Below are 19,987 nucleotides of genomic sequence, written 5' to 3' on the forward strand. Positions count from 1 at the left end.
TCTCAGTGATTGTCGCGCGGCACGGGCGAGCCGGTGCGGCCGACGAGGAAATCGAAATCGACGCCGCGATCGGCCTGCAGCACGTGATCGATGTAGAGCTTCTGATAGCCGCGGGCCGCATGCGGCTTCGGCGGCGTCCAGGCGGCGCGGCGTGCGGCCAGTTCCTCGTCGCTGACATGCAGATGCAGCCGGCGCGCGGCGACGTCGAGCGTGATCATGTCGCCGTTCCTCACCAGCGCCAGCGGCCCGCCGACGGTAGCCTCCGGCGCGACATGCAGCACCACCGTGCCGTAGGCCGTGCCGGACATGCGCGCATCGGAGATGCGGATCATGTCGCGCACGCCCTGACGCAGCACTTTCGCAGGCAGCGGCATGTTGCCGACCTCGGCCATGCCCGGATAGCCCTTCGGCCCGCAGTTCTTCAGCACCATGATGCAGGACGCATCGATGTCGAGATTGTCGTCGTCGACCGCGTCATGCATCTCCTCGACGCTCTCGAACACGACCGCGCGTCCCGTATGGTTCATCAGTTCCGGCGAGGCCGCCGACGGCTTGATGACAGCGCCGTTGGGGGCGAGATTGCCGGTGAGAATGGCGATGCCGGCTTCCGTCTTGAACGGGGTCTCGAACGGTGTGATGACCTCGGCGTTCCAGTTCGGAGCCTCGGCGACATTGTCCCACAACGTCTTGCCGTTGACGGTGCGCGCGTCCTTGTGCAGCAGGCCGCGCTCGCCGAGCGCACGCAGCACCGCCGGCAGGCCGCCGGCGTAATAGAAGTCCTCCATCAGGAAGCGGCCCGACGGCATCAGGTCGACCAGGCAATGCACGTCGCGGCAGAGCCGATCGAAATCATCGAGCGTCAGCTCGACGCCGACACGGCCGGCGATCGCGAGCAGATGCACGACGGCATTGGTCGAGCCGCCGATCGCGGCCAGCGTGCGGATCGCGTTCTCGAACGCCTGGCGCGTCAGGATATCCGACGGCTTGAGATCCTCGCCGACCATCTGGACGATGCGCCGTCCGGCCATGCGGGCCAGCAGGTTGCGCCGCGCATCCGCAGCCGGAATCGCCGCATTTTCCGGCAAGCCGATGCCGAGCGCCTCGACCATCGAGGCCATCGTCGAGGCCGTGCCCATGGTCATGCAGCTGCCGGCGGAGCGGTTCATGCCGGCCTCGGCCTCGTGGAATTCCTTCAGCGTGATCTCGCCGGCACGCAGCTGCTCGCTCATCGAGATGATGTTGGTACCGGAGCCGATGATCTGGCCACGATAGACGCCGCGCAGTTGTGGCCCGCCTGAAACACCGATCGCAGGCAGGTTGGCCGAGGCGGCGCCCATCAAGAGCGCCGGCGTGGTCTTGTCACAGCCCATCAGCAGCACGACGCCGTCGAGCGGGTGGGCGCGGATCGCCTCCTCGACATCCATCGAAGCGAGGTTACGGAACAGCATCGCGGTGGGGCGCATCGTCACCTCGCCGAGCGAGGAGACCGGAAACTCCAGCGGATAGCCGCCGGCATCGAGCACGCCCTGGCGGACATGCTCGGCGATGACGCGGAAATGCGCGTTGCAGGGTGTCAGCTCCGACCAGGTGTTGCAGATGCCGATGACCGGACGGCCCTCGAAGCGATCCTGCGGCGTGCCGCTGTTCTTCAGGAACGAGCGATAATAGAAGCCCATCTTGTCCTGGCGGCCGAACCACGCCTGGCTCCGCAGCGTCTTCTTCTCGTTGTCGTTGCTCATTCCCGGTCCGTTCGTGCAGCCGACTGGGCATGGCGCCGCCGGCCGTTGTAGATGACTTCGATCATGGCCTCGGAGGCGCCCTCGGCGTCTCCATCGGCGATCGCGTCGATGATGCGCTGGTGCCAGACCAGCACGGTGTCGCGATCGGCGGTCTCGATCGGGGCGCTCAGGACGAACGAGGCGCGCAACGCGGCCTCGATGACAGCGCCGATCGAGCGCATGAAGGGATTGCCCGAGGCGTTGGCGACCGCGATGTGCAGCGCAAGATCAGCCTCGGCGAAAGCCACCGATGTCGATGGCTCGCGCTCCATCTGCGCCATCGCCTTGCGCATCGCCGCGACGTCGTCATCCGTACGGCGTTCCGCCGCGAGCGCCGCGGCGCGCGGCTCGATCGCCAACCGGATCTCGGCGAGGTCGGCGAGGAAGCGCTTGTCGATGCCCGCGTCGAGGTGCCAGGCGAGCACGTCGGGATCGAACATGTTCCAGTCCGAGCGTCCGCGCACCACGGTGCCGACGCGGGCCTTGGTCGACAGCAGACCTTTTGCAACGAGGGTCTTCACGCTCTCGCGCAGCACCGGCCGTGAGACGCCGAAGGTCGCGGTCAGCTCGGCATCACCCGGCAGCCGCGCCCCCTCGGCCAGTCGGCCGGAGATGATGTCGATGCCGATGCTGCGGGCGACCTCGGCATGGTTGGAATGCGCGCGCCGGGTCGGAATCGAGACGATGTGCGACGTCGTCATGTCGGCGCCCCCATCGGCTTGGCCCCTGCGGGCTTGACGGATGAGCGGCGCGCGAGCGCCATCAGACCTTGTTGCAACGCAATGAAGACGAACAACAGAACCCCCGTGGCGATCTTGGTCCACCAGCTCGACAGCGTGCCGTCGAAGTTGATGTAGGTCTGGATCATGCCCTGGATCAGGACGCCAAGGAAGGTGCCGATGACCGAGCCTTGTCCGCCCGTCAACAAGGTTCCGCCGATCACCACGGCCGCGATTGTATCGAGCTCGACGCCGACGGCCGAGAGCGAGTAGCCGGCCGCGGTGTAGAACGAGAAGACGATGCCGGCGAGGCCCGCAAGCACGCTCGACAGCATATAGATGCGGATCGTCATCGGCCCGACCGGAATGCCCATCAGGGCTGTCGCCACACGGCTGCCGCCGAGCGCGTAGACGTTGGCGCCGAACCGGGTCAAATGCAGCAGCAACGCGCAGAGCACCAGGATCACGAGCATCGCAATCGCGATCGCGGTGAGCCGTCCGCCGCCTGGCAGCCGGATCGCAAAGTCGGAGACGGCACTGTAGATCGGAGCGGTGATCGGAATCGACTCGGTCGACAGCAGGAAGCTGACGCCGCGCGCCAGGAACATGCCCGCGAGCGTCACGATGAAGGGCGGCAGCTCAAATACGTGAATGACCGCCCCCATCGCGGCGCCGAACAGCGCGCACAGCACGAGCACCATTGCGAACGCGGCAAACGGCGGAATGCCCCAGCGCTCGACCGCCAGAGCCACGAACACCGTCGTGAAGCCGATCACCGAGCCGACCGACAGATCGATGCCGCCGGAGATGATGACGAAGGTCATGCCGGCCGCGACGATGCCGAGGAAGGCGTTGTCGGTGAGCAGGTTGGCGACGACGCGGGTCGAGGCGATGTTCGGGAACTGCAGCGCGCACAACGCGAAGCCGGCGACCAGCACGAAGGCCGTGATCGCAACCGAGGTCGAGGCCTTCATGGCTTGGTCCTCCGCCAGCGCGCGGTGAAGCGCGAGAGATCGCCGAGCCGCGGCGATTGCGCCAGCAGCACGGCAAGCACGACGACGGCCTTGACCAGCAGATTGAGCTCCGGCGGATACCCCGACAGCAAAATGCCGGTGTTCATGGCCTGGATGATCAGCGCGCCGGCCACCGCCAGCACCAGGCTGAAGCGGCCGCCAAACAGCGAGGTGCCGCCGATCACGACGGCGAGGATCGCATCGAGCTCGAGCCACAGCCCGGCATTGTTGGCATCCGCCCCCATGATGTCGGCTGCGGCGATGACGCCGGCGAGCGCCGCGCAGAGGCCGCACCAGACATAGACCGACAGGATCATGGCGCGGGTGCCGACGCCCGACAGCTCGCTGGCGCGCGCGTTGCCGCCGGTCGCCTCGATCAAGAGCCCGAGCGCGGTGCCGCGCACGACCGCCCCCGTCACCAGCAGCATGCCGATCGCGATCACGACCGGCGTCGGCAGGCCGAGCACGGCGCCGTTGCCCATCCAGACCAGATCGGGCGAGGTGAAGGTGACGATCCGACCTTCCGTGATGAGCTGCGCGATGCCGCGTCCTGCGACCATCAGAATGAGCGTGGCGACGATCGGCTGGATACGCAAGAAGGCAACGAGGATGCCGTTCCAGAGCCCGCACACCAGACCGACAGCGAGCGCGGAGCCGATGACCACCGGCAGCGAATGCGTATCGGCGAGGCTCGCCGCAGTAGCGCCCGCGATCGCCATCACGGCACCGACCGAAAGGTCGATGCCTCCGGTCGCGATGACGAGCACCATGCCCAGCGACAGCAGCGCCACCGGCGTGCCGCGGTTCAGGACGTCGATGACGCTGCCGAACAGCCGGCCGTCCTGCAGATGGAGATTGAAGAACTGCGGCGACACCGCGCGATCGATGATCAGGATCAAGATCAGTGCGAGCGCTTGTGCCAGGCCACGGCGGGGAATGCGAAGCGTCATGATGCGGCCTCGCGCACGGACTCGGTATCCGCAGCGATCGCCGCAAGAATGCTGGAGACCTCGACGGCGTCGCCCTTCAGCTCCTCGACATGGGCGCGGTCGCGCAGCACGATGACGCGGTTCGAATAGGTCACGATCTCGTCGAGCTCGGAGGAGATCACAAGCAGCGCCAGCCCCTGCTCGCACAGCTCGCGCACCAGCCGGATGATCTCGGCATGGGCCCCGACGTCGATGCCGCGCGTCGGCTCGTCCAGAACGAGGAGCTTCGGCGACGTGGCGAGCCAGCGCGCCAGCAGCGCCTTCTGCTGGTTGCCGCCCGACAGCAGCCCGATCGGACGTTCCGGATCCGGCGGCCGGATGTCGAGCATGCGGATGTAACGCATCGCGATCTCGTCCTGCTCGCGCCGCGACAGTGGCCGGTGCAGGCCGCGCCGCGCCTGTAGCGCCAGCACGATGTTCTCGCGCACGGTGAGGTCGGCAACGATGCCCTCCGTCTTGCGCTCTTCCGGACAATGGCCGAAGCCGAGCCCGGCGGCATCGCGCGGCGAATTCAGCCGGACGGTCTCACCGTTGACGGTGGCCGCGCCGCTGTCGGCGCGCTCGGCGCCGAACACGAGCCGTGCCGTTTCGGTGCGTCCGGAGCCGAGCAGGCCGGCGAGCCCGACCACCTCGCCGCGGCGCAGCTCGAGATCGAACGGCGCAAGGTAGCCCTGCTTGCCATAGCCCTTGAAACTGATGCAGACCTCGCGCGCCTTGTCCGGCTGGCTCGCTGCGCGTTCGTGGGTGGTCTCGGCCAGCTCCCGCCCGAGCATCATGCGGATCAGGTCGAGCCGCGGCAGATCGGCAATCTCGCGCGTGCCGATCAGCCGGCCGTTGCGCAGCACCGTGACGCGGTCGCAGATCTCATAGACCTGATCGAGGAAGTGGCTGACGAAGATGATGCCGATGCCATCAGCCGCGAGCTTTCGCATCACCTTGAACAGGATCTCGACCTCGTGGCGGTCGAGGCTCGCCGTGGGCTCGTCGAGAATGAGGACGCGCGCCGACAGATCGACGGCGCGCGCGATCGCCGTGATATGCTGGACCGCGACCGAGTAGCTCGAAAGCGGTGCGCCGACGTCGATGTCCAGCCCATAATCCAGCAGCAGCGCATGCGCGCGCCGCCGCATCTCGGCCTCGCGCACGACGCCGAACCGCGTCGGCTGCCGGCCGAGATACAGATTTTGCGCCACCGAGAGGTTCGGCAGCAGATTGACTTCCTGATAGACGGTGGCGATGCCGGCATCGACCGCGTCCTTGGCCGAGCGCGGCGCGATCTCCCGATCGGCCAGCCGCACGGTGCCGGCGTCCCGCGCGAAAACGCCGGTGACGACCTTGATCAGCGTCGACTTGCCGGCGCCATTCTCGCCGAGCAGCGCGTGGATCTCGCCCTCACCCAGCATGAAGTCGACATCCTGCAGCGCCTTGAGCGCACCGAAGCTCTTGGTGAGGCCGCGGATCTCCAGAAGAGACGGACGCATCGCCGGCGGAGCTGAAGGATCAGACATGACGAACTACTTGGGCAAGACCGGAAAGTCGACGCCCGCACGCGATGCGGGCGCCACGATTGATTTCCGTCGTCCCGGCAACAGCCAGGACGACGGCGAGATCTTCGGCTCAGTAGCCGAGCCCCTTCTTGCTGTCGTAGACCTTCTGCGGATCGTCAGTCGCGGTGTAGAGCTTCGATTCCGTCTGGATCCACTTCGGCGGAACGGTGCCCTTCTCCTTGAAAGCCACGATTGCGTCGAACGCCGGGCCCGCCATGTTCGGCGTCAGCTCGACGGTGGCGTTGGCTTCGCCGGCGGCGATCGCCTTGAAGATGTCCGGCACGGCGTCGATCGAGACGGTCAGGATGTCCTTGCCCGGCTTGAGCCCGGCTTCCTTCATCGCCTGGATGGCGCCGACCATCATGTCGTCGTTGTGGGCGTAGACGGCGCAGATCGACTTGCCGCCATTCTCGGCCTTGATGAAGCTTTCCATCACCTCCTTGCCCTTGGCACGGGTGAAGTCGCCGGTCTGGCTGCGAACGACCTTCAGGTTGGCGTTCTTGGCGACGACGGCGTCAAAGCCCTTCTTGCGGTTGGTGGCGACGCTGGCGCCGACCGTGCCCTGCAGCTCGACGACGTTGCAGGCCTTGCCGCCGACCGTCTTGGCGAGCCACTCGCCTGCCACCTCGCCCTCGTGCACGCTGTCGGAGGTGACGGCGGTCAGATAGAGGTCCTTGCCGGAGGGATCGATGTCGCGGTCGAGCAGCACGACCGGGATCTTGGCTTCCTTGGCTTCCTTCAGCACCGCGTCCCAGCCGGAGGCCACGACCGGTGCGAGGAAGATCGCGTCCACGCCCTGGGCGATGAAGGAGCGGATCGCCTTGATCTGGTTCTCCTGCTTCTGCTGGGCGTCGGCGATCTTCAGGTTGATCTTGCGCTTGGCGGCTTCAGATTTCGAGACCGAGGTCTCGGCGGCGCGCCAACCGGACTCCGATCCGATCTGCGAGAAGCCGACGGTCAGCTCAGCGGCGCCAGCAGACGTGGCAAGCAACAAGGCGGCCGTTGCCGAGGCCGCAAAGAGGGCTTTCAGGGTCATCAGACGTTCTCTCCCAAAAAGGTACTGTTTTTTGATGCGCCGCCGCGAACAGCGGTGCCGACGCACCTATTCACCCGCCTCGACGGCCGGTGACGTCCGTTATTCCACGGAACACTTGGGATGACTAGTCATATTATTTGACTGTAATACTTTTTGAGAATGACAAGCGCCGACGGAGGCCTACGCTGCCGAAGATGAACGTCGGACACAAACAAAATTTTAAGTTGTGGACAGGCCAGATCAGCGCAGCTTCGTCGCCTCGCGGGCGCGCTGCTCGATCGCAGCCCAGGCACCGGCCTTGATGTCGGCCGCGGGGGCGACCCAGGAGCCGCCGATCGCAACGACCTTCTTATGCGCCAGCCATTGCGCAGCGTTGCCGGCATTGATGCCGCCCGTCGGGCAGAACCGTACGTTGGGGAACGGCCCGGCCAGCGCATCCAGCGCGGCGAGCCCACCGGCCGGCACCGCAGGAAAGAACTTCACCAGCTCATAGCCGCGCGTCACGCAGGCGATGAGATCAGAGGCGGTCTGAATGCCCGGCGCGAACGGCATTTCGCCCGCATTCGCGGCATCGAGCAGGCCGATCGACAGGCCCGGGCTGATCGCGAAGGCTGCACCGAGCCCGACGGCGCGCTCGTAGTCCGCCGGCGTCAGCACCGTGCCGATGCCGACAACGGCGTCCGGCACCTCATCGATGATCGCGCGTGCGGCATCGAGCCCCGCCTGCGTCCGCAAGGTGATCTCGATGACGCGGAGACCGCCGCTAACGAGCGCGCGCGCAAGCGGCACGGCATGCGCGGCGTCCTCGATCGTGATCACCGGAATCACCGGCGCCAGAGCGAACACCGCATCGAGCTTCGTGCGCTTGTCCAAATTGTTGATCATGCCTCGCTCATCGTCAGAATGTCCCGCGGCATCGCGGTGGCCGGGATCACGGCTCCCGGCGCCATGATCACGGCGCCGGCAAGCCGGTGGCCGGCCAACGCCGCCTTGCGGGGCGGCGCGCCCTTGATGCGCGCGGCGAGATAACCCGCATTGAAGGAATCGCCGGCCGCCGTGGTGTCGATCGGCTTGAGCACCGCAGGCGGCGCGATGTCGACCAGCACACCATCGGCATGGATCAGGCAGCCGCGTGCGCCGCGCTTGACGACGACCTCGCCGACCCCGGCTTCCTTGAAGCGGCGCAGGCTGACGGAGGCGTCGGCATCGCCGAACAGCATCTGCTCATCCTCGAGCGTCGGCAGCGCAACGTCGACCAGCGGCAGGATCGCGCGGAACGCGCGCTGCGCCACCTCGCGGCTGGCCCAGCCGCGCGGCCGGTAGTTGCCGTCGAAGACCACACGCGCGCCGCGCTTGCGCGCCACCGTCAAGAGCTCACGCAGCTTGGCCTTGCCGGTCTCGCCATAGAGCGAGAGGCTGATGCCGGAGAGATAGATCCAGTCGAAGCGGGAGAGCCTGTCGAGCATGTCGCGGTCGGCGCGATCGAACAGCTCGCGCGCCGGCGCGCGGTCGCGCCAATAGAGGAAGCTGCGCTCGCCCCGGGCATCGCGCTCGATCATGTACAGGCCGGGCACGCGGCCCTCGACCTGCAGCACCTCCGAGGTGTCGATGCCCTCGGCCTGCCAGGCCGCCAGCATCATAGCGCTCAAGGGATCATCGCCGAGCGCCGTGACGTAGGAGGTGGGCACGCCGAGCCGGGCCAGATAGAGCGCCGTGTTGAGCGTGTCGCCGCCGAAGCCGCGCCGGAACAGCGAGCCGTCCTCCTGCGCAAACTCCACCATGCACTCTCCGATGCAGGCGACTTTCATCGGCGTCAATCCATCCATCAAAACGTCAAATGAACCTTCATCGACCGGCTTCGATCGCTGGCGAGCTCGAAGGCGGCGACCGCCTGCTCGAATGGCAGCGCAGCCGAGATCAGCGGCTTGACGTCCAGCAGCCCCTCGCCCATCAGCCGCAGCGCCAGCTCGAATTCGCGGTCGAACCGGAACGTGCCGCGCAATTGCAGCTCCTTCGTGACCAGCGTGTTGACCGGCAAGGTCATCTCGCCGCCGAGCCCAAGCTGGACGATGACGCCGCCGGGCCTCATGACGTCGAGCGCCGCCCGCAGGGCGGCCTGGTTGCCGGAGGCCTCGAACAACACGTCGAACGTGCCCTTCCCGCTCCGCCACGGATCGAGCGCCGACGGCTCCGCCCCGACATTGAACGCATGGCTGGCGCCGAGCGTGCGCGCCATCGCAAGCGGCGCGTCGGCGACGTCGGTCGCCACGATCTCGGCTGCGCCGCCGTAACGCGCGACCAGGATCGACAGCGCTCCGATCGGGCCGCAGCCGGTCACCAGCACGCGCTTGCCGAGCAGCGAACCGGCCTGGTGCGCGGCATGCAGGCAGACCGACAGCGGCTCGGCCATCGCGGCCTCTCCCAGCGACAACGACGGCGCGATCGGCACCGCCTGTGAGGCATCCACGGTGACGAACTCGCGGAAGCCGCCCTGCACGTGGGGATCGCGCATCGCGCTGCCCATGAAGCGCATGTCCAGGCACTGGTTGCGCCGCCCCTCGCGGCAATAGGCGCATTTGCCGCACGGCAGGCTCGGATTGACGGCGACGCGCGTGCCCTCGGCGAGGCCGGTCACGCCGGCACCGACCGCGGCGACGTGGCCTGCGATCTCATGACCCAGCGCCATCGGCTGCTTGATGCGGACCGTGCCGAAGCCGCCGTGATGGTAGTAATGCAGATCCGAGCCGCAGATGCCGCCGGCCTCGATCTTGACCCGGACCTCGCCGGGTCCCGGCGCCGGATCGGGAAAGCTGTCGATGCGCAGATCTTTCGGCGCGTGAATGACGACCGCACGCATGGCCGGCCTCCCTGTCTCGTGTCTTCCGCGATCCTACATCGCCGCCAGCATGCCGCCATCGACATAGATGGTCTGGCCGTTGACATAGGTCGACGCGTCGGAGGCCAGGAAGATCGCGGTGCCGACCAGTTCGTCGGGACGACCCCAGCGCTTCGCCGGGACACGCGACATCAGCCAGTTGTTGAAGTCGGGGTTGCTCATCAGCGCCTGGTTCATGTCGGTCAGCATGTAGCCGGGACCGATCGCATTGGCCTGGATGCCGTGCGCGGCCCATTCGACGGCCATCGCGCGGGTCAGGTTGCGGATGCCGCCCTTGGCCGTGGTGTAGGGCCCGATCGTCGGCCTTGCCAGCTCGCTGCCGAGCGAGCCGATGTTGATGATCTTGCCGCTGTTGCGCGGAATCATCCGCTTGGCGGCCTCGCGCCCGATCACGAACGCGCTGGTGAGGTTGGTCTCGATGACGCGGCGCCACTCGTCGGTGGTGAACTCGACCAGCGGCTTGCGGTGCTGGATGCCGGCATTGTTGACGAGGATGTCGATCGCGATCCCCTGGTCATCGAAACGCGCGAAGGCGCTGACCACGGCCTGCTCATCGGTCACGTCGAACGGGCAGGCCTCGGCCTGATGGCCCGCGGCGCGGAATTCTTCCGCCGCCGCCAGCGTGCGCGCCGGGTCGGTGCCGTTGATGACCAGCCGCGCCCCGGCCTTGGCAAAGCCTTCGGCAATAGCGCGGCCGAGGCCGCGGGAGGAGCCGGTCACCAGCGCGGTCTTGCCGGAGAGATCGAAGAGCGAGGTCGACATCTGTTCAACTCGTGGACGACGTTCCGGCTGGCATCCTCGTTGACGGACAGCGCGCTGACAAGCGCGTTATCCGGCCCTGCCGATCAAACCGGCAGACGGTTAATGGCCGCGACGGCGGTCATCACCCCGCGGATCTCGGCGAGGCCCTTGAGCCGGCCGACCAGCGGATAGCCGGGATGCGTGCCGCGGCCGATGTCGTCGACCAGCTCATGACCGTGATCGGGGCGGAATGGGATCCGCCAGTCCGGATCGCCCTCGGCCTTGCGGCGCGCCTGCTCCTTGAGCAGCGTCGTCACGATCGCAACCATGTCGACATCGCCGCGCAGATGCTCGGCCTCCATGAACGAGCCGTCGAGCATCTTGGTGACGTTGCGCAGATGGACGAAGCGGATGTGCGGGGCGAACCGCTCGGCAAGCCGCGGCACGTTGTTGTGGCCGCCGGCGCCGAGCGCGCCGGTGCAGAACGTGATGCCATTGGCCTTCGACGGGACGGCCTCGACGATGAACTGCAGATCCTCGGCTGACGACACCACGCGCGGCAGGCCGAACAGGTCGCGCGGCGGATCGTCGGGATGGACGCACAGGCTGACACCGCACTCCTCCGCCGTCGGCACCACCTCGCGCAGGAAGCGCGCGTAGTTGGCGCGCAGCTCGGCGTGGCCGACGCCGCGATATTTCTCCAGCATACGGCGCAGCCCGGGCACGTCATAGCGGTCATAGGCGCCGGGCAACCCGGCCATGATGGTCGCGAGCAGCCGGTCCTTGTCGGCTTCGGAGGCCTGCGCCACCCACGCCTTGGCGCGGTCGAGCACGTCGGAGGAGAACTCCGCCTCGGCGCCGGGCCGCTGCAGGATGTAGCAGTCGAACGCCGCCAGGCGGTCCATGTCGAAGCGGAGCGCGGTGGCGCCGCCCGGCAGGCGGAAGGCGAGCTCGGTGCGGGTCCAGTCCAGCACCGCCATGAAATTGTAGCAGACGGTGGTGACGCCGCAGGCGGCGAGGTTGCGCAGCGACTGGCGGTAGTTGTCGAACAAGGACGTCAGATCGCCCTCGCCCAGCTTGATGGCCTCGGAGACCGGCAGGCTCTCGACCACGCTCCAGCGCAGCCGCAGCGATGAATCGCCTTCGATCAAGCCGATGCGCCTGATGATCTCATCGGTGCTCCACACCACGCCGTAGGGAATGTGATGCAGCGCCGTCACGATGCCGGTCGCGCCGGTCTGGCGAACCTGCGGCAAGGTGATGGGATCATCGGGTCCGAACCAGCGCCACGTCTGTTCCATGTCGTCACCTTCCAGAATGAATCAAGCGCGCGATCAGCGCCGCCGCCGTGCCCGCGTGCGCGGTTCGGCCTGCGACGTCTCCTCCTGCCGGGCAAAAATGCCGTCAGCGCGGCGAAACACCTCGCGCAGATGCCGGCGCATCGCCGCGACCGCCTGGGCCTCGTTGCAGGCGGCCAGCCCGTCCAGGATCTCCTGATGCTGCGCGATCAGGAGCGGAATATGGCCGGCATCCTCGATCAAGGTCAGATGGCGGACGCGGTCGAAATGGATCTTGGTCTGACGGATCACCTGCCAGACATGGGGATGCCGGCTGGTGCGGGCAATCGTCTGATGGAACGCCTCGTCATGGACGTAGAACTCCGCCGGCGTCGCCGCCGCCTTCTGCTTGTCGATCAGCTCGGTCAGCTCGCGCAGCGCCGTCGCATCGATGTAGCGGACGGCCTCGGCAACCAGCGCACATTCGAGATGCTCGCGGATGAACTGCGCCTCGCCGAACGCCTCGCGCGACACCGGCGCCACCACGCTGCCGCTTTGCGGATAGATGCGCACGAGGTCTACATCGGCGAGCTTGATCAGCGCCTCGCGCACCGGCGTGCGGCTGACGCCGAGCCGCTCGCACAGATCGAGTTCGGCCATCGGCGTGCCCGGCGGCAGCGCGCCGGAGACGATGTCCTCGAGCAGCCGCTCGTAGACCTGGTCGGCGAGCCGCCGGCCGGCCTTGCCGTCCAGTCGTGTCAGCGGTGTCAGATCGTCATCCATGACGGCAGTCTACCCGATTCACAGGAAGCCGATCGAGATCCATGGCAGGAACACGATCAAGAGCAGCGCAACGACGAGTGCGGCGAGATGCGGCCAGACGTGGCGGATGACCTCGTCCGGCGGGGCGCGGCCGATGGCGCAAGCGAGATAGAAGCCGACGCCGAAAGGCGGCGTGAACAGGCCGAGACCCATCGCGAACACCGCGATGATGGCGTAGTGCACCTCGTGCACGCCCATCATGCGCGCGATCGGGAACAGCAGCGGCCCGAACAGCACCACCGCCGGCACGCCCTCGAGCACGCTGCCGAGCACGACGAAGGCGAGCGCCGAAATCAGCAGGAAGCCCCAGCGGCCGCCAGGCACAGCCACCATGAGGTCCACGAGCTGCTGCGAGAAGCCGGACTGGGTCAGCGCCCAGGCCATGCCGGTCGCAGCCCCCACCACCAGCAGGATCGCGCCGGACAGCGACGCCGTATCGACCAGGATGGGATACACCCGCTTCCAGTCGAACTGGCGATAGACGAAGATGCCGACCAGCACGGTGTAGATGACGCCGATCGCCGCGACCTCGGTCGCGGTGGCGACGCCCTCGACCACAGCCGAACGGATCACGATCGGCAGACCGAGACCGGGAATAGAGATCGCAAACAGCCGCAGCCGCGTCTTGGCATCGAAACGCTGCGCGCCGCTCATGTCCTCCTTGCGCGTCTGCAGGAAGACGACGACGGAGAGTGCGATCAGGCCGACCACCGCCGGCAGCAGCCCGCCGGTGAACAGCGCCGCGATCGACACGCCCGTCACCGATCCGACCGTGATCAGCACGATCGAGGGCGGGATCGTTTCCGACATAACGGCCGAGGCCGACAGCAGCGACACCAGGTCACCTTCCGAGCTGCCGCGCTGCTTCATCTCGGGAAACAGCGCCGGCGCAACCGCTGCCATGTCGGCCGCCTTGGCGCCGGAGATGCCGGAGACCAGGTACATCGCGCCGAGCAGCACGTATTGCAGGCCGCCGCGGAGGTGGCCGATCAGCGACACGAGAAAAAGGATCATCGCCCGCGCCAGCCCGGCGATCTCGATCAGCGCACCCAGCAGCACGAACATCGGCACCGCCAGCAGCACCATGTGCGACATGCCCTCGCTGACCCGGCCGGGAACGATCAGGACCGGGACGGTGGTGCTGAAATGTAGATAGGCCACGGTGGCGAGCAGGAAGGTGAAGGCGATCGGCGTGCCGATCACCATGGCGCTGGCGACGAGCACAAAGAAGAAGATCAACAGATTGTAGTTGCCGAGATCCTCCAGCACAGGTGCGGCCGCATAGAGCGCCCCTGCACCGGCGAGCACCAGAGCCAGAGCGCCGACGATCTGCATGAGGCTCGCCTGCTGGATCAGCCGGTCGACCGCGGTGAGCAGCATCAGCAGCACGCCGACCAGCATCGCGGCCTCGCGATAGCCTTCGCTGATCTCGAGCACGGGCATCTGGCTGATCAGGTGGCTTTCGAGGTGGTGCCAGGACGGCATCACCAGCGCGACCAGCACGGTGCAGACCAGCATCAGGCCGAGCGCGTCGGTGCGCGCCCGCCACGCCGGCGACAGATTGCGGACGAAGGCGGTGAGCCGCATGTGCTCGGCGCGTCGCAATGCGACGACGGCGCCGAGCATCGCCAGCCACACGAACAGCACGGTGGCGAGTTCGTCGGACCAGATCAGCGGAGCATTGAACACGTAGCGCGCGGCCGTGGCCGCACCGAGCAGGACCAATTCGGCGACCACGATCGCGGCGGCCAGCGCCTCGACGGCGCGGCCTAGCAGATGATCGAAACGCGCAAAGGCGCCATGCGACGGCACCGAGGTCGTCGCGGTCATGTCAACGGCCATTCCACCCTCCCCGCAAGATCCTGCTGATGTCCGCGCATGCGGACATGCATCAGGGATGCAACGGCAGCTCGCTCAGAGCTGGCCGACCGATTTCTCCAGCAGGCCCCACGCCTCGGCGCCGAACTTGGTCTTCCACTCGGTGTAGAAGCCGGCGGTGCGCAGCGCGTCGCGGAACGGCTTGGTGTCGACCTTGTTGAAGGTCACGCCGGCCGCCTGCATGTCCGCCTGCGCCTTCTCGTTGAAGCTCTGGATGTCCTGGCGCTCCTTGACGGCGGCCTCCGACAGCGCCGCAGTGATGGCGTCGCGGACGTCGGCAGGCATGACATTCCAGCGCGCTGCATTGGCGAAGATGTAGTGGCCGTCCCAGATATGGCCTGATAGCGCGATGTACTTCTGCACCTCGTAGAGCTTGGCGCTCTGGATCAGCGCCAGCGGATTCTCCTGGCCGTCGACGATGCGGGTCTGCAGGGCCGCATAGAGCTCGCCGAAATTGATCGGCGTCGGCGCCGCGCCGAGCGTCTTGAACAGCGTCACCCACAACGGATTGCCGGGCACGCGGATCTTGAAGCCCTTGAGATCGTCGGGCGAGGCGATCGGCTTGGCGCCGGAGGTGATGTTGCGATAGCCATTGTCGAGGCATTTCGGGAGCACGTGCAGGCCGACCTTGGCGAACTCGCCGCGCACATGGTTGCCGAGATCGCCGTCCATCGCCGACCACACCTGGTCGTAACTCTCGAACGCGAACGCCACCGCATTGATGCCGCCGATCGGCACCACCGTCTGGTTCACACCTGACGTCGACATGAAGTCGAGCGCGCCGCTGCGCACCTGCGAGAACATGTCGGGCTCGCTGCCGAGCTGGCTGTTCGGATAGACCTGCAGGTCGACCAGACCATTGGTCTGCTTCTTGATGACCTCCGACGCCTCGATGATCCGGACGACGCCGGGATGGGTGGCGGGAAACGCCGTGCCGTAGCGCAGGCGATACTTCGCCGACTGCGCCCGGGCGGGCGTGAACGCCAAGGCCGAGACTCCCGCGAGCGCGGTGCCGACGAAACTGCGACGAGACATGGATGTGGGCAAAGACACTGGCAAACCTCCCCTGCCGGCCCGCTGCGGAGCCTTTGTATGTCATTCCTATATTCCAAGGCTATAAGGGATACCAACTAGGCTTTCAATCATAAACTTGTATCCAAGAACTGGGATTGCTATACGACGGCAGCTCGCGGTCGAAATGGGCGAGAAGGGATGGAGGAACGCGTGAAGAGCCTCGTGGCGGAGCGGCCCGGCCGCCTGTCGATCGAAACGCGCCCGGTTCCCGAGCCTTCGGCAGGCGAGGTCCGCATCAAGGTCGAGCGCGCCGGAATCTGCGGCTCCGACATCCACATCCTCCACGGCAGCAACCCGTTCGCGCGCTATCCGCGCGTGATCGGCCATGAATTCTTCGGCCGCATCGACAAGCTCGGCGCCGGTGTCAGCGCACGGCTCGGCGCCCGCGTGGTGGTCGATCCCGTGGTGGCCTGCGGCCAATGCTATCCCTGCTCGGTCGGCCGCCCCAACGTCTGCGCCCATCTCGCCGTGCTCGGCGTCCACCGCGACGGCGGCTTTTCCGAATATGCCTGCGTGCCGGCGGCCAACGCGCATCTGCTGCCGGACAGCGTCGACGACGACCAGGCGCCGCTGGTCGAGCCGTTCTCGATCGCCGCCAACATCACCGACCACACCCGCGTGTTCGCCTCTGACGTCGCGCTGGTCTATGGCGCGGGCCCGATCGGACTGACCGTGATCCAGGTGCTCAAGCACGTCTACGGCGTGAAGCAGCTGATCGTCACCGATCGCATCGATGCCCGGCTCGAAGCGGCGCGGTACAACGGCGCCGACCGCGTCATCAACACCGCCAGCACCGCCCTGCCCGAGGCCCTCGCCGCGGCCGATGTGACGCCGACCTTGATCATCGATGCCGCCTGCCATCCCGCCATTCTCGCCGAGGCCATCGAGATCGCCTCGCCTGCCGCACGCATCGGCCTGCTCGGCTTTTCGGCCGAGCCGTCGACCATCGTGCAGCAGAAGGTGACCGCCAAGGAGCTCGCGATCCACGCTTCCAGGCTCAACAGCGGCAAGTTCGCCAAGGTCGTCGACTGGTTCGCGCGCGGCACGCTGCAACCCGAGCGTCTGATCACCCACCGCTTCGGGCTCGACGCCTACGCGACCGCGTTCGACACGTTCGAGCACAACCAGACCGAATGCTGCAAAGTGCAGCTGATCTTCTGAGAGCTCCCGGCATGGACCGCCTCAGCCCCGCCACGCTCCGCCGCCTGCCCGCCGGCGTCCTCGCGCCGGATTACGACCGCGCGGCGGTCGCGACCGGCATCGTCCATCTCGGGCTCGGCGCGTTTCATCGGGGCCATCAGGCGGTCTACACGGATGCGCTGCTCAAGGACGATCCGCGCTGGGGCATCCTCGGCGTCTCCCTGCGCTCGCCAGACACACGCGACGCGCTGCAGCCGCAAGGCGGGCTCTACAGCGTGACGGCGAGCGACGGTGCCGGACAGCAGCGGCAGGTCATCGGCGCACTCACCGGGCTTGCGGTCGCGCCGGATGATCCGGCTGACCTACTCAAGCGCCTCGCCGATCCCGCTGTCCGTATCATCTCCACCACTGTGACCGAGAAGGGCTACAGCCACGATCCGGCCACCGGCGCACTGCGCGCTGACGATCCCGACATCCGCCACGACAGCATCAACCTCGCGCATCCTCGCAGCACGCTCGGATTCATCGTCAGCGGCCTGCGGCTGCGGCGGCAGCAGGGCCTGCCGCCCTACACGGTGCTCGCCTGCGACAACCTTCCCGCCAACGGCCACACCCTGCGCGGCCTCGCCATCGCCTTCGCCGAGCTGGTCGACCGCAATCTCGCCAAGTGGATCGCGGACGAGGTGTGTTTCCCCTCGACCATGGTCGACCGCATCGTGCCGGCGACCACCGATGCCGACCGCGCCGAGATCGGCGCCGCGCTCGGGCTCGACGATGCCTGGCCTGTCGTGACCGAGCCGTTCAGCCAATGGGTGATCGAGGACGATTTCGGCGGCGAGCGCCCGGCCTGGGACGTCAGCGGCGCCCAGTTCGTCCGCGACGTCGCGCCGTTCGAGCTGATGAAGCTCCGGTTGCTCAACGGCGCACACTCCACCATCGCCTATCTCGGCTATCTCATGGGCTGCGAGACGGTTGCCGCGGCCATGGCCGAGCCCGACCTCGCCGGCCTCGTCGAGGACATGATGTGCGACGAGGTCACGCCGACTCTGCCCGCGCTCGGCGGCTTCGACGTGACAGCCTATCGCGCCGCACTGCTGCAACGCTTCCGCAATCCGGCGCTGAAGCATCTGACAGCGCAGATCGCGATGGACGGCTCGCAGAAGCTGCCGCAGCGCCTGCTCGGCACCATCAGCGACCGGCTCGCCCGCGGCCAGCCGATCACCCGCCTCGCGCTCGCCGTCGCCGGGTGGATGCGCTACGTCAGCGGCACCGACGAACACCGCCAGCCGATCGCGCTGCGCGACCCGCTGGCGGCCAGACTGCGGGCCCTGGCGGATGACGCCGGCCCGGTTGCGGGCCGGCTTGCGCCCGCATTGTTGTCGGTCACATCGGTGTTCGGCACCGAGCTGCCGAACGATCCTCGCTTCACGGGCGCCGTTGAGGCAGCACTCGACAGCCTCTTCCTGAACGGAACCCGTGCGACTGTCGCGCAGACCCTGCAGAACCCAGGCTGACGTCACACCGGTCCTGATTGGGCGAACGCGACGTCAGCACCGACTACACATTCGGCAGCAGCTTGCCCGGGTTCATCAGACCATGCGGATCGAGCGCGCGCTTGAGCTGACGCATCAGCTCGAGCTCGAGCGCTGGCTTGCACAGCGGCATCTCCGCGGTGCGGAGCTGGCCGATGCCATGCTCGGCGCTGATCGAGCCGCGGCGACGGGTGATCTCGTCATGGACGAGGCGAGTGATCCGCGGACCGTGCCCGTCAAACTCGTCCTCGCTGATGTCGAGCGGCCGCATCAGATTGTAGTGCAGATTGCCGTCGCCGAGATGGCCGAACACCATGGGACGGATGCCGGGCAGCGCGGCGTCGACCGCCGCATCCATGACACCGACGAAATCGGCGATCTCGGCCACGGGCACCGCGACGTCGTGCTTCAGCGCCTTGCCTTCCCGCACCAGCGCCTCGGACACGCTCTCGCGTACGCGCCAGAACGCCTTGGCCTGGATGCCGTCCTGGGCCACGACGGCGTCGGAGGCAAGTCCTTCCGCCATCGCCTGAGCCAGCGCGGTTTCGAGACGCGCCGTCAGCGCAGGCTCGTCGCTGATGTCGCTGAGCTCGATCAGCACCGCTGCGTCGGGCAGCGCCGTGAACGGCAGCCGCGCATCCGGGATCTGGCGCAGGATCATGTCGAGCGTCGCCGAGGTCAGGAATTCGAATGCAGTGAGACGATCGCCGCAATGAGCGCGCGACAACTGAAGAAGCTTCAGCGCGGCAGCCGCATCGGGGACTGCGACGAACGCCGTCGCGCGCGCCGTCGGCTGCGGGAACAGCTTGAGCACGGCACCGGTGATGATGCCGATCGTGCCTTCCGAGCCGATGAAGAGATCGCGCAGCGCATAGCCGGTGTTGTCCTTGCGCAAGGCGCGCAGGCCGTCCCAGATGCGGCCATCCGGCAGCACCACTTCGAGCCCGAGAGTCAGCTCGCGCATCACGCCATACCTTAACACGGCGACGCCGCCGGCGTTGGCCGCGAGATTGCCGCCGACGGTGCAGCTCCCCTCGGACCCGAGGCTGAGTGGAAACAGCAGGCCGGCCGCGCCGGCGGCCTCCTGCACCTTCGCCAGCACGACGCCGGCATCGACCACCATGGTCTGGCCGATGGGATCGAGCGCGCGGACGCGGTTCATCCGCGCCAGCGACAGCACGATCGCTCCGCCGCTCGCATCGGGTGTCGCGCCGCCGGACAGGCTCGTGTGGCCGCCCTGCGGCACCACGGCGACGCGGGCCTCGGCGCAGGCCGCCATGACCGCGGCGACCTCTGCCGTCGACGCAGGACGCACGACGGCGATGGCAGCGCCACGATACTTGCCCAGCCAGTCGCGCAGATACGGCGCCTGATCTTCGGCTGCGACGAGAACATGCGCTGCGCCGACGGCGCTCTGCAGCCTTTCGATCAGCACCGTCATGACGCGCGATCCAACCCTTTGATGACCTGAGATGGCGATGCGCACAAACTAACAGCTCCGCCGATCGCGGCCCCAATACCAAGTTGTCCGCCATCCATAATCGA

17 protein-coding genes are annotated in these 19,987 nt (G+C 67.2%); 2 read left to right on the forward strand and 15 right to left on the reverse strand.

Going from position 1 to position 19,987, the window contains the following annotated elements; all coding sequences use genetic code 11:
* Positions 1 to 2 precede the first annotated feature (2 nt).
* The 14 genes from ACQR0U_RS24380 to ACQR0U_RS24445 all read right to left on the reverse strand — a co-directional run bounded on the left by ACQR0U_RS24380 (position 3) and on the right by ACQR0U_RS24445 (position 15,749).
* Positions 3 to 1,739 carry an IlvD/Edd family dehydratase gene (locus tag ACQR0U_RS24380; protein ID WP_316171573.1) on the reverse strand — a complete coding sequence of 579 codons (1,737 nt, stop codon included), beginning with the start codon at positions 1,737 to 1,739 and terminating at the stop codon, positions 3 to 5.
* On the reverse strand, positions 1,736 to 2,479 hold the full coding sequence (locus ACQR0U_RS24385) for a FadR/GntR family transcriptional regulator (protein WP_315827042.1): 744 nt from the start codon (positions 2,477 to 2,479) through the stop codon (positions 1,736 to 1,738). The genes ACQR0U_RS24380 and ACQR0U_RS24385 overlap by 4 nt, the downstream gene beginning before the upstream one ends.
* A complete protein-coding gene (yjfF, locus tag ACQR0U_RS24390) occupies positions 2,476 to 3,471 on the reverse strand; it encodes a galactofuranose ABC transporter, permease protein YjfF (RefSeq protein ID WP_316171572.1) in 996 nt (331 codons plus the stop codon). The genes ACQR0U_RS24385 and yjfF overlap by 4 nt, the downstream gene beginning before the upstream one ends.
* Positions 3,468 to 4,460, reverse strand: a complete 993-nt coding sequence (locus ACQR0U_RS24395; protein ID WP_315718199.1) for an ABC transporter permease — start codon at positions 4,458 to 4,460, stop codon at positions 3,468 to 3,470. The genes yjfF and ACQR0U_RS24395 overlap by 4 nt, the downstream gene beginning before the upstream one ends.
* Positions 4,457 to 6,007, reverse strand: a complete 1,551-nt coding sequence (locus tag ACQR0U_RS24400) for a sugar ABC transporter ATP-binding protein (protein WP_434872297.1) — start codon at positions 6,005 to 6,007, stop codon at positions 4,457 to 4,459. The genes ACQR0U_RS24395 and ACQR0U_RS24400 overlap by 4 nt, the downstream gene beginning before the upstream one ends.
* Positions 6,008 to 6,116: 109 nt before the next feature.
* Complete coding sequence (gene ytfQ / locus ACQR0U_RS24405; protein WP_315718196.1) at positions 6,117 to 7,082, reverse strand: galactofuranose ABC transporter, galactofuranose-binding protein YtfQ; 966 nt, start codon at positions 7,080 to 7,082, stop codon at positions 6,117 to 6,119.
* A 240-nt stretch (positions 7,083 to 7,322) separates the two neighbouring features.
* Positions 7,323 to 7,967, reverse strand: a complete 645-nt coding sequence (gene eda / locus ACQR0U_RS24410; protein ID WP_434872298.1) for a bifunctional 4-hydroxy-2-oxoglutarate aldolase/2-dehydro-3-deoxy-phosphogluconate aldolase — start codon at positions 7,965 to 7,967, stop codon at positions 7,323 to 7,325.
* Positions 7,964 to 8,860 (reverse strand): sugar kinase, encoded by an 897-nt coding sequence (locus ACQR0U_RS24415; protein WP_409977992.1) that lies wholly within the window; start codon positions 8,858 to 8,860, stop codon positions 7,964 to 7,966. The genes eda and ACQR0U_RS24415 overlap by 4 nt, the downstream gene beginning before the upstream one ends.
* A gap of 47 nt (positions 8,861 to 8,907) precedes the next feature.
* Positions 8,908 to 9,939: an L-idonate 5-dehydrogenase gene (locus ACQR0U_RS24420; protein WP_316226324.1), complete on the reverse strand. Its 1,032-nt coding sequence runs from the start codon at positions 9,937 to 9,939 to the stop codon at positions 8,908 to 8,910.
* Between the two features lie 33 nt (positions 9,940 to 9,972).
* Positions 9,973 to 10,740, reverse strand: coding sequence for a glucose 1-dehydrogenase (locus ACQR0U_RS24425; protein ID WP_315750327.1), 768 nt, complete (start codon positions 10,738 to 10,740; stop codon positions 9,973 to 9,975).
* A gap of 83 nt (positions 10,741 to 10,823) precedes the next feature.
* Positions 10,824 to 12,020, reverse strand: coding sequence for a mannonate dehydratase (uxuA, locus tag ACQR0U_RS24430; protein ID WP_315827047.1), 1,197 nt, complete (start codon positions 12,018 to 12,020; stop codon positions 10,824 to 10,826).
* Between the two features lie 33 nt (positions 12,021 to 12,053).
* A complete protein-coding gene (locus ACQR0U_RS24435; RefSeq protein WP_315827048.1) occupies positions 12,054 to 12,779 on the reverse strand; it encodes a GntR family transcriptional regulator in 726 nt (241 codons plus the stop codon).
* 18 nt (positions 12,780 to 12,797) lie between these two features.
* Positions 12,798 to 14,660 carry a TRAP transporter large permease gene (locus ACQR0U_RS24440; protein ID WP_316203221.1) on the reverse strand — a complete coding sequence of 621 codons (1,863 nt, stop codon included), beginning with the start codon at positions 14,658 to 14,660 and terminating at the stop codon, positions 12,798 to 12,800.
* Positions 14,661 to 14,732: 72 nt separating this feature from the next.
* Entirely contained in the window at positions 14,733 to 15,749 is a 1,017-nt protein-coding gene (locus tag ACQR0U_RS24445) for a TRAP transporter substrate-binding protein (protein ID WP_434872299.1), read from the reverse strand.
* A 171-nt stretch (positions 15,750 to 15,920) separates the two neighbouring features.
* On the opposite strand from ACQR0U_RS24445, the gene ACQR0U_RS24450 reads away from it, so the two are divergent.
* Both ACQR0U_RS24450 and ACQR0U_RS24455 read left to right on the forward strand, forming a co-directional pair.
* Positions 15,921 to 16,931 (forward strand): Zn-dependent oxidoreductase, encoded by a 1,011-nt coding sequence (locus ACQR0U_RS24450; protein ID WP_434872300.1) that lies wholly within the window; start codon positions 15,921 to 15,923, stop codon positions 16,929 to 16,931.
* Positions 16,932 to 16,942: 11 nt separating this feature from the next.
* Positions 16,943 to 18,424: a mannitol dehydrogenase family protein gene (locus ACQR0U_RS24455; protein WP_434842890.1), complete on the forward strand. Its 1,482-nt coding sequence runs from the start codon at positions 16,943 to 16,945 to the stop codon at positions 18,422 to 18,424.
* A 43-nt stretch (positions 18,425 to 18,467) separates the two neighbouring features.
* Here the strand turns inward: ACQR0U_RS24455 and ACQR0U_RS24460 are convergent, their stop codons facing one another.
* Positions 18,468 to 19,883, reverse strand: a complete 1,416-nt coding sequence (locus ACQR0U_RS24460; protein WP_316192172.1) for an FAD-binding oxidoreductase — start codon at positions 19,881 to 19,883, stop codon at positions 18,468 to 18,470.
* Positions 19,884 to 19,987 lie beyond the last annotated feature (104 nt).

The sequence above is a fragment of the Bradyrhizobium sp. HKCCYLRH3097 genome (genome assembly GCF_051167875.1).
Lineage (GTDB): Bacteria > Pseudomonadota > Alphaproteobacteria > Rhizobiales > Xanthobacteraceae > Bradyrhizobium.

Bases quoted from the DNA above. Each gene is read 5' to 3' on its own strand.
- ACQR0U_RS24380 (WP_316171573.1), bottom strand. From the start codon at position 1,739: ATGAGCAACGACAACGAGAAGAAGACGCTGCGGAGCCAGGCGTGGTTC.
- ACQR0U_RS24385 (WP_315827042.1), bottom strand. From the start codon at position 2,479: ATGACGACGTCGCACATCGTCTCGATTCCGACCCGGCGCGCGCATTCC.
- yjfF (WP_316171572.1), bottom strand. From the start codon at position 3,471: ATGAAGGCCTCGACCTCGGTTGCGATCACGGCCTTCGTGCTGGTCGCC.
- ACQR0U_RS24395 (WP_315718199.1), bottom strand. From the start codon at position 4,460: ATGACGCTTCGCATTCCCCGCCGTGGCCTGGCACAAGCGCTCGCACTG.
- ACQR0U_RS24400 (WP_434872297.1), bottom strand. From the start codon at position 6,007: ATGTCTGATCCTTCAGCTCCGCCGGCGATGCGTCCGTCTCTTCTGGAG.
- ytfQ (WP_315718196.1), bottom strand. From the start codon at position 7,082: ATGACCCTGAAAGCCCTCTTTGCGGCCTCGGCAACGGCCGCCTTGTTG.
- eda (WP_434872298.1), bottom strand. From the start codon at position 7,967: ATGATCAACAATTTGGACAAGCGCACGAAGCTCGATGCGGTGTTCGCT.
- ACQR0U_RS24420 (WP_316226324.1), bottom strand. From the start codon at position 9,939: ATGCGTGCGGTCGTCATTCACGCGCCGAAAGATCTGCGCATCGACAGC.
- ACQR0U_RS24425 (WP_315750327.1), bottom strand. From the start codon at position 10,740: ATGTCGACCTCGCTCTTCGATCTCTCCGGCAAGACCGCGCTGGTGACC.
- uxuA (WP_315827047.1), bottom strand. From the start codon at position 12,020: ATGGAACAGACGTGGCGCTGGTTCGGACCCGATGATCCCATCACCTTG.
- ACQR0U_RS24435 (WP_315827048.1), bottom strand. From the start codon at position 12,779: ATGGATGACGATCTGACACCGCTGACACGACTGGACGGCAAGGCCGGC.
- ACQR0U_RS24440 (WP_316203221.1), bottom strand. From the start codon at position 14,660: ATGGCCGTTGACATGACCGCGACGACCTCGGTGCCGTCGCATGGCGCC.
- ACQR0U_RS24455 (WP_434842890.1), top strand. From the start codon at position 16,943: ATGGACCGCCTCAGCCCCGCCACGCTCCGCCGCCTGCCCGCCGGCGTC.
- ACQR0U_RS24460 (WP_316192172.1), bottom strand. From the start codon at position 19,883: ATGACGGTGCTGATCGAAAGGCTGCAGAGCGCCGTCGGCGCAGCGCAT.